We start from the raw sequence: 15486 nt of genomic DNA on the forward strand, positions 1-15486 counted from the left end.
ATTTCGATAAGCCCCCCACCGAGTGTTCGAAAACAGTTCGGACGAGACAATGGGCAACCGGAAATGGAAACGGATATCACCCAGCGGTGCCATCTCCTGATCGAGGATCTGTCGGTCGCTCGCGGCGGGCGCGTCGTGTTCGGCCGGGTGTCTTTGCGACTGCGCTCGGGCGAAATCGCCGAACTAACGGGGCCCAACGGCGTAGGCAAATCCACACTCTTGCGCGCGATCGCCGGTTTCTTGCCATTGAGATCCGGCCGCATGTCATGGGTGGAATCCGAGGTCTCGGATTCGACGCTTCTGGCCGAGCGCCTCCACTATGTGGGCCATCTCGATGGGCTGAAATCGGCGTTGAGCGCCCGCGAGAACCTCGAGATCGGGCTGGGAATGCTGGGGCGAGGCCGGCTAGCCCCGCTAGAAGCGCTGGACCGTATGGAGTTAGCGCACGTTCTCGATCTGCCTGTGGGCTACCTCTCCGCGGGGCAGCGTCGCCGTGTCGCATTGGCTCGGCTGCTGATAGCCGATCGGCCTCTATGGCTGCTCGACGAGCCGCTAACCGCGCTCGACCGGCACGCACGCGCCTTGCTGAAGGCTATTGTCGCCGACCATCTCGGCAGCGGAGGATTGATGCTTGTCGCGACCCACGAACCACTCGGTCTGCCAGGAACAATCCAGGTCAGGCTCGGAGCGAGGTGAGGGTCGTCCCGTTGGGGTGTGGCCGGCACCTCCGTACCCGTCTGTCTCGAGGTCGGGAGAGAAGAGGTCACGCCACCCCTCCGATTTCCCGGAAGCGGGCTCGACGCGATGGCGACGCCGGATTGGGGCCATGATCCGTATTCTCCTCACCGTCTTTCTTCGCGATCTCATGCTAGCGCGCCGCATCGGTGGAGGCGGGATTCTCGGCCTGGTCTTCTTCCTCAGTCTCGTGACGGTCGTACCTTTCGCAATCGGACCTGACCTGCACTTGCTGTCGCGCATCGGTCCCGCAATACTGTGGATAGCGGCGCTCCTCGCGAGTCTATTGGGCCTTGACCGTCTGTTCCAGGCGGATCACGAGGACGGTTCGCTGGATCAGATGTTGCTGTCGCCGGCGCCCTTAGAACTCATTGTTCTGGTGAAGTGCGTGGCCCACTGGTTTGCCACGGGGCTGCCGCTCGCTTTGCTCTCGCCTTTGTTTGGCCTGATGTTGGATTTGGACGGCCCGGCGCTCAGGGTGGTGGCGGTGACGTTGTTGGTTGGTACGCCGGCTTTCACCTTTCTGGGAGCAATCGGTGCAGCTCTTACCGTCACGCTTCGGCGCGGCGGTCTGTTGCTGTCGATCCTCGTCGTGCCGCTAGCCGTACCGGTGCTGATCTTCGGTGTCTCCGCGGCCCAGAGTGGCACGGTGCCCTTTCTGACGCCGTTCCTGGTCCTTTGCGCGCTCGGACTCTCATCCGTGGCCCTCGCCCCAATTGCCGCGGCCGCAGCACTTCGCGGCGCTGGAGAATGACGAGCTCTTGCAGCGGAAAAGGTTTGCTTCGGGGTCGCCGCTGAGGAACGGCTCCGTGCCTCCGAAGCTAACACGGCCTGACCATCATGAAATGCTTATAGCGGAGTATCGGCGTCCAACACGGCCGCGAGCTGATCCCGCTCGGCTTGGCTTAAGGGCGCCGCCGGCGTGGACTGCGGGCGGCGCAATCCGAACAGGAGAGCGATGCCGCCCGCTGCGAGCACCAAAGCCGGCATTCCCCAGAGAAAGGCGGTTTCCAGGTCGAGCGGAGGTTTCAGCAGGATAAAGTCCCCGTACCGCTCCACCAGAAAGGCGCGGACCTGCTCGTCGCTCTCTCCGCGACTAAGGTGTTCGCGGACCAGCAGTCGGAAATCCCGCGCGAGCTCCGCTTTCGAATCGTCAATCGACTGGTTTTGGCAGACCAGGCAGCGGAGCCCGTCGGAAATGGCGCGCGCGCGTGCCTCAAGTTTCGGGTCGGGCAGCATCTCGTCTGGCTGCACTGCCCTCGCCAAGCCGGGCGCGAGGCCTGCGAATACGACCGAAACCAAGAGAATGCGACGAGGCGAAGTCATTCGGCGGGCTCCGGCGCTGCAAGGTTCGCGGCGGCGCGGACGCGAGCCGCGCGGCGCGCGAAGCCGATCCTGAGACGTCTATCGGACAACGACACAATCCCTCCGAACGCCATGATCACGGCTCCGATCCAGATGGCCGTCACAAGCGGCTTCCAGAACATGCGCGCATCAATCGAATGGTCCGCGTGCCGGTCCCCGAGCGAAATGTAGATCTGGCCAAAACCCAGCGTCACGATCCCTGCCTCGGTGACGGTGGTCTGTCGTGCGGGAAAGCTGCGCTTGGCGGGCTCGACGATGGCCACCGCCGCGCCGCCTCGGCTGATGACCATATGGGCTAGGACATCGGAATAGTTCGGGCCTTGTCGCGATCGAAGATTCTCGAGGATGACTTGATAGGGGCCGAGATCGATCCCCTGGCCTAGCTTAACGGTCGCGATCCGCTCCACGCCCCAACTGGTAGCCGCAAGGCCCATGAGTGTCACGCCCAGGCCAGCGTGAACGATCGCCGCACCCCACGCGGAGCGCGGCAGCCCGATCGCGCGGGCCAGCATCACCCGCGCGGGCAGCCCACGTGCCCAGATACGGGACGCCACATCGGCAAACGAACCGACGATGAGGTAGACGGCAAGGCCAAAACCGACTGCGGCGAGGACGGGGCCTCCTCGGATGACGGCAACGAGCACAAGAGCGACCACGAGACCGCCCAAGGCCGCGAGAGTCACCCGTTGCGCCGCGCCGAGCAGGTCGCCACGCTTCCACGCGAGCGACTGACCGAGCGGAATCAGCAGAATGATCGGCGCGACTAGCGGACCGAGCGTCAAATTGAAAAACGGTGCGCCAACCGAGATCTTGTCCCCGGTCAGAGCCTCAAGCGCGAGCGGATAGAGCGTGCCGGTCAGGACCGTAGCGCAGCAGGCGGTGATCAGCAGGTTGTTGACTGCGAGCGCGCTCTCGCGTGAGACGGGCGCGAACAGACCACGCTGGCTTAGGGAAGGCGCGCGCCAGGCATAGAGCGCGAGGGAGCCGCCGATGAACATGGTCAGGATGACCAGGATTAAGACGCCGCGCGCTGGGTCGCTGGCAAAGGAATGAACAGACGTCAGTACCCCTGAGCGCACCAGGAATGTGCCGAGCAGCGATAGTGAGAACGTAAGTATCGCCAGGAACAGTGTCCATATCTTGAGGGCTTCGCGTTTCTCCATGACGGCAGCCGAATGCAGGAGCGCGGTACCCGCAAGCCAGGGCATCAGCGACGCGTTTTCGACCGGATCCCAGAACCAGAACCCGCCCCAGCCTAGGGTGTAATAGGCCCAGTACGAGCCCATTGCGATGCCAAGCGTCAGAAAGATCCAGGCAATCAGTATCCACGGCCGAACGTAGCGGGCCCAAGCGGCGTCTAGTCGGCCGCTGATCAGCGCCGCCATGGCAAACGAGAACACGATCGAGGAACCGACATAACCGAGGTAAAGGAGCGGCGGATGTATCGCCAGGCCCGGGTCTTGAAGTAGCGGATTGAGGTCCTGGCCCTCAAAGGGCGGAGGAAACCGTCGCACGAAGGGATCCGAGGTGAACAGGATGAAGCAGAGGAAGGCAAGGGAGATCCAGCCTTGGACCGCTAGGGTATTGGCGCGCAATCCCTTTGGCATGCCGCGCTCGAGAGTCGCCACTGCGGCTCCGAAGGCCGCGAGGATCAGAACCCAAAGCAACATGGATCCTTCGTGATTTCCCCACACGCCGGCGATCTTGTAGATCAGCGGTTTGGTCGTGAGCGAGTTCTCGGCGACTGTCACGAGACTGAAGTCGGACACCACATGGGCATAAGTCAGTGCCGCAAAGGCGTAGCCCACCAACAGGAACTGGGTGACTGCGGCGGGGACCGCAATAGAAGCGAGTCTCGAATCGCCACTGCCGGTCCCCCAGAGCGGCAGAACTGATTGAAGCAGCGCAATAGCGAGAGCCAGAGCGAGCGCATAATGTCCGGTTTCGACGACCATCTTTTCGGTCCCATTGACTGCGATGTTCGTGGGGCGCGACGCTATTGCGCGCGCGCGGATCTTCCGTCGCGCCAAGTGCCTTGTTGTTTGAGTTTATCGGCTACGTCCTTTGGCATGTATCGCTCGTCGTGTTTGGCGAGCACAGTATCGGCATGAAAGAGGTCCGGTCCTTCCACCGTGCCCTCGGCCACGACGCCCTGTCCTTCACGAAAGAGATCCGGTAGCAATCCGGTGTAGCTAACCTTGATGTCGTGCTTCAGGTCGGTCACCGCGAAGACGACAGTCGACGATCCTTCGTGGGTAAGCGAGCCGCGTTCTACCAGCCCGCCGATGCGCAGACGCGTTCCTCGCGGCGGCGCCCTTTCAGCCATCTCGGTCGGCCCGTAAAAGAACACGATACTGTCACGCAGAGCAAACAGGATGAGCCCTGCCGCGACGGCCAAAGTGAACCCTGCTACGCTGATAATAGCCAGGCGCCTGCCCTTTCTGGTCAAACTCTACTCCTTCAAACCAAGCTGGCTGACGAGCTCGTCGATGCGCACCGAAGCTTGCGCCTCGCCCGCTAGCTGGGCACGTGCGCTTGCGATGGCCGCCTTGGCGTTCTGGCGTTCACCCAACACGACGTAAGATCTTATCAGTTGAAGCCATCCCTGAAGGTCATGGCCGTTCTTCGAGAGCTTTTCGGCGAGCTCTCCTACCATCCCGCGGATCGCGTTGCTCCGCTGCTCCCGAGGAAGCGCTTCAATGTGAGCCCCGGCCTGGGCGGCGGGGATGTCAGGAACCGCGGCAGCGAGCGCGAAGTCCCCACCCGTCCGCCTCGATGCGATCGGCATGTCAGGCAGGCCGGGAGCGCCGACCTTGAGGTACGACGCAAGCGCGACGAGTGGCAGTACTAGCACGATTGCCAATACCGCCACGGCGCGTCTCGGGCGCAGCGACGCACGCGGCCCGCCCTCTGATCGCGAGTTTAGCGCCATGAGCAGCCGGCGCCCGATCTCGGCACGCGTCGCCGCGGCATCCGCGGGTGCTAACAGTCCGCAGCGGACGTCATCATCTGCCTCGGCCAAAAGGCCGCGATAGAAGGTCACATCGGAATCGTGAGCGCCAAAGCCCTCGCACCGCTCAGAGAGCGGCCGGGCCAGCGCCAGCACGACCGAGGATGTCATCATTGCAAGCACGGCCCAGAGCACGTTTCAAGGCCTCCGTCCGTTTTCGCCGCTGCCTAACGAACCACGTCGTCGGGCATCCGCCGCCTCAGAAAAACGGGGTATTTCTGCTTGTGCCGTTTCCATGGTACGATCGGTCACTCCTGAACAATGTAAGTGGACGGAAACGTCACGCCGCTGAGGCAAGGCGCTTTTTTTGCATCTGTCGCGCTCGGATGGGGAGCTTGCAAGGTAGTCGTCATGGACGCTCTGCCTCCGCGATTGCGGCCATCAAAGCAGGTCGGCTCGCGTCCGAGATGCCACCAACCAGCTTGTAGGCTATTGTGCCATCGCCCTTGACCACATAGGTCTCGGGGACGCCATAGACGCCGAAATCGATCCCCGTTCGGCCGGACCGGTCAGTGCCGACCTGTGCGAAGGGATTCCCGTTGGCAGCGAGATAGGCTAGCGCGTTTCTGGGATCGTCCTTGTAGTCGATGCCGGTAAGCTTCACCCCCTGCCGCTGCAGCGTCCGATCCCTCGCCAATGCCATCAGCGCCCCTTGTTCTTCCCGGCACTCGACACACCATGACGCGAACACGTTCACGATTGTCACGTGCCCCCTCCGCAGATCGGCGTTCGACAAGCCAGGTGGACCGAGCGTTGAAAGCCCATCGAGTGGCTCCAGCGCAAACTGCGGTGCCGGTTTGCCGATCAGAGCGGAGCGCACGAGCGACGGGGCTCCGGCGCCGAGCCGAACTAGGAGTAACGCCGCAATTCCGAAGAAGACCAGAAGCGGGATAATCACCCGCAGGCGGCCCAGTACGCGTCGGCGGGCCACGGCGCTCGCAGGGACTTGAATCGAGTTTGGGATGTTGTTCATACGCGGTCGCCCGGATCGGAGTGATCAGGTAGCAGGCGACGCAAGAGACGGCGCTGAACGCGATAGTCGATGAGGACCGCCGCAATCATCCCGGCTAGAATTGTGCCCGTCATCAGAAAGGCCGCCACGATGAATCCGCCATGCTGCACCATGATTCGCTCAGGACGCCACTTCGGCAGGCAGCATGTGAACCATCGCCGGTTCGCCCGCAGCCGCCAGCGCAATCGCAAGCCGCCGGACGCGGCGACGCATGATCTCGTTACGGATCGCCATTACGTGGAGAGTCATAAACAAAAGCGTGTATGCGAGCGCCATAACGATTAGCGGCCACAACATCGAGCCAGCAATCGCCGAGCCTTCCATCCGAAATACGGACGCCGGCTGATGGAGAGTGTTCCACCAATCAACCGAGAACTTCACGATTGGGATGTTGATGAATCCCACTAAGGTCATGATCGACACTGCTCGCGCCGCCCTACTCGGGTCCTCGATCGTCTGCCAGAGCGCGATCAGACCGAGATAGATGAGAAAAAGAACCAACACGGAGGTGAGCCGTGCGTCCCAGACCCAATATGTGCCCCACATAGGTTTGCCCCAGAGGGAGCCTGTGACGAGGCAGATGAAGGTGAAAGCTGCGCCGAGCGGCGCGGCCGCCTTCTGTGTTGCATCGGCAAGTGGATGGCGCCACACCAAGGAGCCGAGCGCAGAAACCGTCATGAGTGTGTAGGCAAGCACCGCGGTCCAGGCAGCGGGGACATGGATGTACATGATGCGCACGGTCTCGCCTTGTTGGTAGTCGGGTGGCGCTGCGAATGTTCCAAATAAACCAAGTGCGCCGGCGAAGGCCGTTGCCCCCCAAAACCAAGGCAGCAGCTTTGCGGCGATGCGCAGGAAATGACCGGGGTTGCCGTAGGCGGTGAAGCTCAGCTTCAAATTTCCGATCTCCTCGAAGCCAACCTGCAGGCGGGAACTCGCTCAGTTCCGAGCGCGGCTCACTACGAAGAACCGCACCATTAGGCGTCCGCGAGCCCATGCGTATTGCATCACGCCGAAGACGACTTCGCAAATTACCGTCAGTTATTGTTTCGATACCCACTAGCCGCCTGAATTGAGATCTCCGTCGCGTGATGTGGTGGATGATAAGACAATCATCGCGGCCGATGCTCCCGACGACAGCTCGACTGCAACTCTTTCCGAAGCTCGTTGGCTGAGACCTGCGTCGACAGCGCTTTCTCTTGTCGCGCGAGCAGTTTGGTCTCCTCCACGGTCTGGTGCACCGGACGGTCGAATTTTCGGCTATCGTCGTCAATATCCATGAACACGCTTAGCGAAACGGCACCGCCCACGGTGCGACAGCCGACCGACCCGGTCCTCGATTACGTCAGATACGTCATACGAGGATTGAGCTCAGATGCTGCCGCGGGGTCGTTGCAACGAGTTGCTCCCGAAGTGCTGAATGGCCGACGTGTGATCTGGAAGGGGTCGATTCATGAATTTCTCCATGAGCCGCGCATCGTATTCAAAGAGAGAAGCAGAAGGTCCCAACAGATTATCCAAGCAAATTGCAATCCGGAAAAGACGACTCGACCAAAATCCATCGTGAAAATCACAACGACTGAAGTGCGATGGCATCCCAAAACCACATCCAGACGGTCATGAGCGGGAAAACGATCATCTGCGGACCTCGCCCATTTTCTAAATGATGCGCGCCGGGTACACCAACCCTTTGGCGCGCCGGTACAGCTCGCGCAGCTATGACGCTCGGGTCGACTTTCGGCAGAACCTGGATCTCCGGTCGCCCCCTAGCCGGTCAGGACCGCCCGTCGCTCAAGTACCACTCGTATTCAGCGCTCCGCGGATCGAGCTAGTGCTCTGGCTGCATCGTCGAGCGAAACCCTCTCGGCTCGCCGCTCATAGTAGTCTGCAAGAGCCTTAAGCCGAGCCGCAATCGCGTCGTCAGTCATGGCCTCTGCAGTGCGAAGCAAGGTCTGCGCTGCCTTTAAGTATTCCTTGCCTCGTTGTGACATCTGAACCGTCATGACGTCCTCGCGCGGTTTTCGGGCGCCTGGTCGAAAGCGATTGCCAACCAGCCCATCCAATTGTGGTCACTTAGGCGGCGCGCCTTGAAGCGATCAACGCACTTCCTGGAGCAAAGCGGCGTTCGCCACGAATAATGCCGGACGAGACCAAACTTTCGCTCACAGACTGCGCATCGCGTGTCCTTGTCAGACGCGTGACTTTCCAAGCGGTAGGACATTTTCTCCTCCTTTGGGCCTGTGCGCATTTCGGATGCACGAGACTAAGAGGATTATCGCCGAAGGCTCAATTGATCGCAGGTTGAGCTTGGGCCCCCAAAGGGGGCGGGACGATGATACGAAAGAGTCAGGGTGCTCGGGCCAATCCTGCGACTGCTTTCGTCCGGCGGAGGCCTCGCTCACAAGAGGTGCGATTTGCTTCAGGCCCACTGAACGGCGCAAATAAGCGGAGCTGCACCAAAAACTTGCGTCAGCCAATGCCGCAGGCCGAATACAGACGGTGGGGCAGTCGTTTCAGGCAGGATCGGCAGAGCCAAGCCTCCGCCCTTAAGATGTTACGCAGCTCGTAACATGCGCGCGGGGCTTTGAGCGAGACCTAACTAGATTGGGTCCGCAATGCGCGATGTTTCAGAATTCTGAATCGGCGATATTGCGCCCAGCGCAAAAATAGATCGGAACCGGGTATCCTAAAGTCGCCCCCCTGCTCCGCCTAAGTCTAAGCCTCTTTCGCCCTTCCTGTCAGACCTGCAAATGCGAGTGCAATTGAGAACGTGCATTTCGCAGGGCAGGCTCATCTCGCTTCGCTTGCAGCAGCTTTCGGGCGAAAGAAGCTGTCACTCGGCTAGACGCCGAGCCTTACTACCTCAGCACGGGCACCGCGACCGCGACAACGGAATGGATGAACGAAATGCTGAATAGGAACCCGGAGTTCGATCCCATCCCTCTAGCCAATGATGACCAGTCGACAGCACGACTCAAATTCACACGAACGGGAGGAGCTATGGCGGAAGCCCGCCCACCACTTTCGTCCCTCACGCTGGGAGCCGAACTTCGGCAAGTCCGCTTACGTGATGATTTATCGAGGCCACGCCAACCGGCGCACGGCCCTGAAGACCTGCAACAACTTTCAAAATCACAAGCGTTGCTTCCGACAACTCGCTCCTCGATCATTGGAGGCGACCATGGCTCCCCCATTTTCGATCCGGTTCGCCAATCCGAAGGTCACATCCTGGCGAACGCACCCTCTCCTGTCGTCGAAATCTCTCCTTTCGAGGCTGTGGCGCGCCGCACCGTGACAGGGCACGGCATAGTGGCCGAATCTGTGCAATCCAGGAGCCGAAGTCGAATCCAACATTATTATCGGTCTCGAATGCATATGCTCGTGATGTACGAGAAGGCGGAGCGCCGCGACGGAGAGACATTTGTGGAAGGTTTGCCGCGATCAACGCTCCGGAATCTCGAGCGGAAGCTGACATTCGTGCCGGCTGGCCGCGAGTTCCACGATTGGCACGAGCCGCGTGGATCGCAGATGCGGCTCATGTACTTCTACTTCGAACCGGAGAGGCTTACGGCTATTTCTGAGGACGGCACCACTGAATTGCCAGACGCCCCACGCCTACTATTCGAAAACGAAACGCTATGGAACACCGCGCTCAAGCTGAAGAGATTCGTCGAGAGCTCTGCAAGAGACCCGCTCTACTTCGGGACTCTTGGTACTCTGCTGATGCACGAAGTCGTGCATCTTGTCCATGGAACGCCCAGCATACGACCTCAACTCCGCGGCGGCCTTGCACCATGGCAGCAACGGCTCGTCACGGCCTATATCCGGGAACATCTCAATGAGCGGATACCGATTGGCACCTTGGCCCAGCTCGTTCGTCTGAGCCCGTATCATTTCTGCCGGATGTTCAAGCAATCGCTCGGAATGCCGCCCCATCGTTACCAGACCACCGCTCGCGTTGAGCACGCCAAGTTGCTATTGGCAAACCGCGCAGGCTCGATGACAGAAATCGGTCGGGCGGTAGGCTTTAGCAGTGGTAACGCGTTTGCCACGGCGTTCCGAAAGGCGACCGGAATTGCTCCCGCGGATTTCCGCCGAAGCGCCGCTCCTCCGATGACGTCTGAATAGTCTGCGCAGTTGCGACCGACTTTGCTATCAATGGGCCGTCAAGCTGAGCCGACATTTCAAGGGCAAGCTTACAGCAACCGTCCCGAGGACCATCGACCTAGCGAACTTTTCGCGGCTAGCGTGCCGTTCCATGCTGGAACTCGCTCGGGTTCATGTGTTGAACGGCTTTTCTGAAGGTGATACTTGTACACGAGTCGTCGCGTGTGTCGGGAGAGTATCTCGTGGCGCAGCATTCTATTGCCAAGCGTGCGGTGGCCGATGAGCCAACCATCCTCGTCATTGACGATGACAAGGACTTCCGCGACTCACTTGCGGATCTGTTCAACTCGGTCGGCTTCAAGGTCAAGTTGTTTGGGTCGGCCGCGGAGCTGCTCGAAGGCGAATTATTACCCAACGTGGCGAGCTGCCTTGTACTTGACGTTAGATTGCCGGGCTTGGGCGGTCTCGACTTCCAAACCGAGCTGTCGAAGATGAACGCTTCCATTCCCATCATCTTCATGACCGGCCACGGCGACATTCCGATGTCGGTTAAGGCGATGAAGGCAGGCGCTGTCGATTTTCTGACGAAGCCGTTCCGCGATCAGGACATGCTGGATGCGGTGACGATTGCGCTGGAGCGCGATCGGACGCGGCGAAAGATCGAGCAGCGGCTTACGGACCTGAAATCGCGTCTCGAACGTTTAAGTCCGCGCGAGCGAGAGGTGCTGGCTCTCGTGACCTCTGGCTTAAGGAACAAGCAGATCGCTTTCCAGCTAGGCGTAGCTGAGATCACTGTGAAGGCGCACCGCGGCCACGTGATGCAGAAGATGGGTGCGCAATCGCTAGCCGAGCTTGTCAGAATAGCGGAGACGCTTGGTATAAAGTCGCCACGGTCCTAGTCGCTTCGTGGTGGCTCCATCAGCGAAAATTGCTTAGGCGCAAACCAACTGATGCTTTTGATCGGGTGCCGGAAGCGCCCCGCCGCCGCGTCGAGCGCAATGACCTGGCATCAGCGCGCGCGTTCGGAAGTGGCCCAATCGGATTGACCTATTCAGAAGTTCTGGAATCAATTATTCCAAAGTATAGCATCGATTATTCCGAGGTCTCGCATCGCCCGTCCACAATATAATCGCGGGTCCAAACGCTTGTCGTTACAGTACGATGATTGGATAGCCGCGCGGTGCGCTTCTTGAGATACGGAACGCGAATGCGGCGGTCCGCGTCCCCAGCATAGAAGGCGGGGATATGTCTAGCGAGATTCAGATTTCGATCATCGATGATGATGAGCAATCTCGCGAGGCATTAGCGGGTCTCATGCAGGCAGTGGGCTTCACGACTGAGGCCTTTGCATCCGCAATGGATTTCTTGGCGTCTCCTAACGTCCGCCATACCTCCTGTTTGATCGTTGATGTGCACATGCCGCGCATGACTGGGACTGAGTTGCATAGCCGCTTGGTAGGATCTGGCTATGACATACCGACAATTCTGATCACGGCTTACCCCGATGACAGCGCGCGAACTCGAGCTCTGGGTCAGGGCGTCGTTGGCTACCTGACCAAACCCATCGACGAAGAGGTTCTGCTCGGATGCGTCGAATCGGCTCTGCAGCGCGCAAAATCGGATGAAAACCCATCATGACCGCGAAATCAGCTGCCGGCGCTCGGCCAGGTTCGGTCCCGAGTTTCAGCTCGAAGATCGTTGCTCTTTGAATGGGTCGCCGTAGATGTGATATCCGTTAAATTCCCATAAGCCCGGCGATTCGCGATCCAAAAACTCGATCCCGCGTACCCACTTCACGCTCTTATACGCATAGAGGTTTGGCACCACGAGGCGCAACGGGTAGCCATGCTCGGCCGTAAGGAGTGCCCCGTTATGCCGCAGGGCGAAGATCGTCGTCGGGCGCAGAAAGTCCGAGATTGGCAGGTTTGCCGTGTGGTTATTCTCGCCATGGACCATCACGTGCCGCGCCTCTGGCCGCAGCTTCACTCGCTTCATTAATTCTGTGGCGAGCAATCCTTCCCAATGGTTGTCGAACCGACTCCAGTGCACGACGCAGTGCATGTCCGCAAATACTTCGCTCTGCGGCAAATTGGAAAGTTCTTCCCACGAAAGCCGCAGTTGCTCCTCTACGAGGCCGAACACTCGAAAATCCCACGTCCGGGGACGAAAGATCGGCACCGGGCCCACATGCTTCACCGGCCACTCGAGCGTAAGCGACTGTCCTGGGGGCAGCCGTCCAGCGGCACGCAACTCACGCTCTCGTTCACGTCGCTCGTTCGATCGCACAGCTAGCTCCATCGCAAAGTATGGCGCGCGCAAAAGCACCGCGCGCCCTAGTTAGCGTACTTGTAATTTCCAGAGCCCGAAAACGCGGTCAGCCGGGTGCGCGGACAAACATTGAGCTTCTGGTGCGCCATATGCCGAGAAGGTCCCTATGAAGAACTACGGAACCCGAAGCGGCGAAAGGAGCGTCACTGCTCCTCCCCCTCACCGATCTCGGAATCGGAACTATTTGCAGGCTCCGAGAGTAAGCCAGGGACAGTTTTGCTGGTATTGTGACGGAAAATGTTGACGGCTCCGATCACTTCGTCGTCGCTGTCACGAATCGGAAAGACATTAACGAGCGCCAGAAGACGATTGCCGTTGGGATGCTCGCAAATCACATCGGCGTTGCGAACGGTGGCGCCGTTGTTGATCACCACGGATGGTGGTGCAAGTTCGTGCGGCATTACTTCTCCTGAAGGATAACGCAGAAGGTGTGACCCGCAATACTTTTCCGAGGTTCCCAGAGACGGCGTGCGTCCCCAACCCGCGATTGCAGCTTTGTTGCACTTGACGACAGTGGCATCCTTTTCGAGAACGTATATCCCTACTGGGATAGAATCTATTGCCGCTTGGTCTGCAAGAATTCCTTTTGTGACGAGGTGCCCGTCGACGACTTCTCCTCGGAAGTCGATTTTGTCGAAGTCGCCATCCAAAATCATCGTGCTTGTTGCGTCGGTTGCCATTTTCAACCTCCTTTGCGTACTCACACTGTTAATAGGACCTATTCGGCCTTACACTCGAATTTGAGTAAGCATAGTCTCGCAGGTCACTACCGTCGTCTCACCGTGCGCCGCACGATGTCTCATTTTGCGCCGATCGCCATTCGGTTGTTGTTCAGTTAAGGCCCGCGGAGAGGCGGGTGCGGTGATCAGCTCGCCCGCTGGAATCGAGACGCAAAGGAACTCTCTACATCCGCCTTAAAAAGTGGCAGCCCCAAAGTCTGGCACCCTCGCTTTGCCCATGTAACCGGTCTAAGGTTAGGTTTCCAAGGCATTTGGTCGGCCCACGGGATGGTCAGGCAAGTCCATTTTTCCACGGACCATATTGCGCCGCGCGACCGCGTGAGGTTCTGGTGCGACTATTTCGCGAAGCAGGCCCATAGCATCACGCCGGGCGAGATTCCGGATCCCGCTGCCTTTCGCGCGGAAGCGAATGGATCGATTGCAGGCGAATTTGCGCTGCTCGACATAAGTTCGGGACTTGAGAGGGTCCAACGGACGGCGGCCGACGTTGCCAGGGACAAGATCGAAGCGTTCTTCGTCCGCCGATTTCGCGCGCCGGTCATCTGGAGGGCCGCGGCACGCAGCACGCCAGTCGACCTGATTCATGAGCCGGGTGATTTCTGCATAAGCTCGACCGAATGGCAATTCGACGCGGAATGGAAAGGCCCAGCGTCGTTCGACATGCTGATCATCCCGCGGGCTGCACTCTCGCCGATTATAACCGGAGGCCGACTGGAACGCCCGTTTCGGTTGGCCGGTGCCTCGCCGCTCGGCTCGCTGCTCGGCGCAGCTATTGATGCGGCGAAGGCGCAAGCCCCGCTGCTCTCCAACGAACACGGTGAAGCCGTGCTGCGCAATCTCTGCGGTCTCGTGGCACTGAGCTGTAACATCTCCAACGAAGGCATCAATCGGGGGCGGGATTCGCTACAATCGGCGCGGCTCGCGGCCGCCAAGCGTTACGTCGACCTGCATCTCGCCGATCCTTCCCTGACCGCCGCTAGCGCCGCGGCCGCTCTCGGCATCTCGGCGCGCCAGTTGCATCGCCTGTTCGAGGCAAACAATGTCAGTTTCGCCCGATACGTTTCGCGCGAGCGACTGCTCCGATGCCGCGACGCCGTCGCCGACGCGACGGGAACCGGCCGATCGGTGATCGATATAGCTTTTGGCTGGGGGTTCAACAGTATGGCGACGTTTTATCGCGCGTTCGCAAGCGAGTTCGGTAGCCCGCCCACCATGCTGCGTGCGGCATCGCAAGGACGAGTGAATGGCCAGCGCGCGACAGGAAAGGACACATCGTGAATGCTCGGGGCGATCTCCCGCTTGGCGCTAAATGAGACGTTGCTTGGCGCTAAATGAGACGACCTCGCAACTGCTTCCGTGTGAATGACCGATGGAAATCGCGCGCCAATGAGATGCGTCAGGTTGCACGACGCTTCTATGCGCCTGAGTGTCGCATCCGATTGCTATCATGTGTCGCACGCAGCCGAGTGAGCCGCGCCCGCACGCAAAGGAAATGATATCGTGGATGCTGTGCAGCAGGAGCTTGTTCAGACCACCTTTGCCCGCCTCGCGGCGATGCCTGAGGTCGCCGGGGCGTTATTCTACGAGCGGCTATTCGCCACCAATCCGAATTTCCGGCCGCTATTCAGAAACAACATGCGTATTCAGGGCGTCAAGCTAATGACCATGCTCGCTATGGTCGTCTACAATCTACCCGCGCTGGATCAACTTTCGCCCGCGATCCATGACCTTGCCCTCCGCCATGTCGAGTACGGGGTTAAGCTCGCGGACTACGACGCGGTGCGGGAAGCGTTGCTCTGGACCCTCGAACAGGCGCTTGGAGAGGATCTCACGCCCGCCGTTCGTGAGGCGTGGACGGTCTGCTACGATGAACTCGCGGGTGAAATGAAGGCGGCGGCCGGCGTCTGACTCCCGCCTGGCACTAAGCGCCTTTTTTCCTCTCTGGAAGCGGTGATCCCCATATGTCCGTTCCGGGTCTTGGTTGTGGCAAACGGATAGGATCGGCGCCCGGCCGTTGTCGGCCGACGTTTATGACCTCGTGCGTAACAATCAGATGGTGTCGCGGTGTCCACCGCGACCTGGACATTATAGCCGACGACACCCGATCCGCGTCCGCTGGTGGCCATCGAACGGGCATCCGGATCAGTCAGCGATATCTGTTGATCCGGCGTATTGCGCATCGTACGCATACG

16 protein-coding genes and 1 pseudogene are annotated in these 15486 nt (G+C 59.9%); 7 read left to right on the plus strand and 10 right to left on the minus strand.

Features of this window, described 5'->3' with window-relative positions:
* Positions 1–63: 63 nt before the first annotated feature.
* Together ccmA and ccmB are read left to right on the plus strand one after the other, a co-directional pair.
* Positions 64–696, plus strand: a complete 633-nt coding sequence (gene ccmA, locus P6U24_RS32620) for a heme ABC exporter ATP-binding protein CcmA (protein WP_407156514.1) — start codon at positions 64–66, stop codon at positions 694–696.
* 130 nt (positions 697–826) lie between these two features.
* On the plus strand, positions 827–1489 hold the full coding sequence (gene ccmB / locus P6U24_RS32625) for a heme exporter protein CcmB (RefSeq protein ID WP_407156515.1): 663 nt from the start codon (positions 827–829) through the stop codon (positions 1487–1489).
* Between the two features lie 95 nt (positions 1490–1584).
* Here ccmB and P6U24_RS32630 read toward each other — a convergent pair whose 3' ends face one another.
* From P6U24_RS32630 to P6U24_RS32660, 7 genes are all read right to left on the minus strand, one after another.
* On the minus strand, positions 1585–2061 hold the full coding sequence (locus P6U24_RS32630) for a cytochrome c-type biogenesis protein CcmH (RefSeq protein WP_407156516.1): 477 nt from the start codon (positions 2059–2061) through the stop codon (positions 1585–1587).
* The gene (locus tag P6U24_RS32635; protein WP_407156517.1) at positions 2058–4055 is read right to left on the minus strand and encodes a heme lyase CcmF/NrfE family subunit; all 1998 of its coding nucleotides are present in this window, start codon (positions 4053–4055) and stop codon (positions 2058–2060) included. Before P6U24_RS32635 ends, P6U24_RS32630 begins: the two co-directional genes overlap by 4 nt.
* A 41-nt stretch (positions 4056–4096) precedes the next feature.
* Positions 4097–4549, minus strand: a complete 453-nt coding sequence (gene ccmE / locus P6U24_RS32640) for a cytochrome c maturation protein CcmE (protein ID WP_407156518.1) — start codon at positions 4547–4549, stop codon at positions 4097–4099.
* Between the two features lie 3 nt (positions 4550–4552).
* A complete protein-coding gene (gene ccmI, locus P6U24_RS32645; protein WP_407156519.1) occupies positions 4553–5245 on the minus strand; it encodes a c-type cytochrome biogenesis protein CcmI in 693 nt (230 codons plus the stop codon).
* Between the two features lie 214 nt (positions 5246–5459).
* Entirely contained in the window at positions 5460–6083 is a 624-nt protein-coding gene (locus tag P6U24_RS32650) for a DsbE family thiol:disulfide interchange protein (protein ID WP_407156520.1), read from the minus strand.
* Positions 6080–6235: a heme exporter protein CcmD gene (gene ccmD / locus P6U24_RS32655; RefSeq protein ID WP_407156521.1), complete on the minus strand. Its 156-nt coding sequence runs from the start codon at positions 6233–6235 to the stop codon at positions 6080–6082. Before ccmD ends, P6U24_RS32650 begins: the two co-directional genes overlap by 4 nt.
* Before the next feature lie 7 nt (positions 6236–6242).
* Entirely contained in the window at positions 6243–7016 is a 774-nt protein-coding gene (locus P6U24_RS32660; RefSeq protein ID WP_407156522.1) for a heme ABC transporter permease, read from the minus strand.
* 2103 nt (positions 7017–9119) lie between these two features.
* Here P6U24_RS32660 and P6U24_RS32665 point away from each other — a divergent pair.
* The 3 genes from P6U24_RS32665 to P6U24_RS32675 all read left to right on the plus strand — a co-directional run bounded on the left by P6U24_RS32665 (position 9120) and on the right by P6U24_RS32675 (position 11864).
* Positions 9120–10247 carry a helix-turn-helix domain-containing protein gene (locus tag P6U24_RS32665; RefSeq protein WP_407156523.1) on the plus strand — a complete coding sequence of 376 codons (1128 nt, stop codon included), beginning with the start codon at positions 9120–9122 and terminating at the stop codon, positions 10245–10247.
* A 221-nt stretch (positions 10248–10468) separates the two neighbouring features.
* Complete coding sequence (locus P6U24_RS32670; RefSeq protein WP_407156524.1) at positions 10469–11125, plus strand: response regulator transcription factor; 657 nt, start codon at positions 10469–10471, stop codon at positions 11123–11125.
* Between the two features lie 346 nt (positions 11126–11471).
* Complete coding sequence (locus tag P6U24_RS32675; RefSeq protein WP_407156525.1) at positions 11472–11864, plus strand: response regulator transcription factor; 393 nt, start codon at positions 11472–11474, stop codon at positions 11862–11864.
* A 45-nt stretch (positions 11865–11909) separates the two neighbouring features.
* Here P6U24_RS32675 and P6U24_RS32680 read toward each other — a convergent pair whose 3' ends face one another.
* A complete protein-coding gene (locus P6U24_RS32680) occupies positions 11910–12368 on the minus strand; it encodes a molybdopterin-dependent oxidoreductase (RefSeq protein ID WP_407156526.1) in 459 nt (152 codons plus the stop codon).
* 329 nt (positions 12369–12697) lie between these two features.
* A complete protein-coding gene (locus tag P6U24_RS32685; RefSeq protein WP_407156527.1) occupies positions 12698–13234 on the minus strand; it encodes a PAS domain-containing protein in 537 nt (178 codons plus the stop codon).
* A 327-nt stretch (positions 13235–13561) separates the two neighbouring features.
* Between P6U24_RS32685 and P6U24_RS32690 the strand changes: the two genes are divergently transcribed.
* A complete protein-coding gene (locus P6U24_RS32690; protein ID WP_407156528.1) occupies positions 13562–14572 on the plus strand; it encodes a helix-turn-helix domain-containing protein in 1011 nt (336 codons plus the stop codon).
* Between the two features lie 222 nt (positions 14573–14794).
* Positions 14795–15202 carry a globin domain-containing protein gene (locus tag P6U24_RS32695; protein ID WP_407156529.1) on the plus strand — a complete coding sequence of 136 codons (408 nt, stop codon included), beginning with the start codon at positions 14795–14797 and terminating at the stop codon, positions 15200–15202.
* Positions 15203–15305: 103 nt separating this feature from the next.
* Here P6U24_RS32695 and P6U24_RS32700 read toward each other — a convergent pair.
* A pseudogene (locus P6U24_RS32700) lies at positions 15306–15462 on the minus strand (IS5/IS1182 family transposase); the annotation flags it as partial.
* Positions 15463–15486: the final 24 nt, after the last annotated feature.

This window comes from Bradyrhizobium sp. STM 3557, assembly GCF_045571465.1.
Classification (GTDB): Bacteria; Pseudomonadota; Alphaproteobacteria; order Rhizobiales; family Xanthobacteraceae; genus Bradyrhizobium.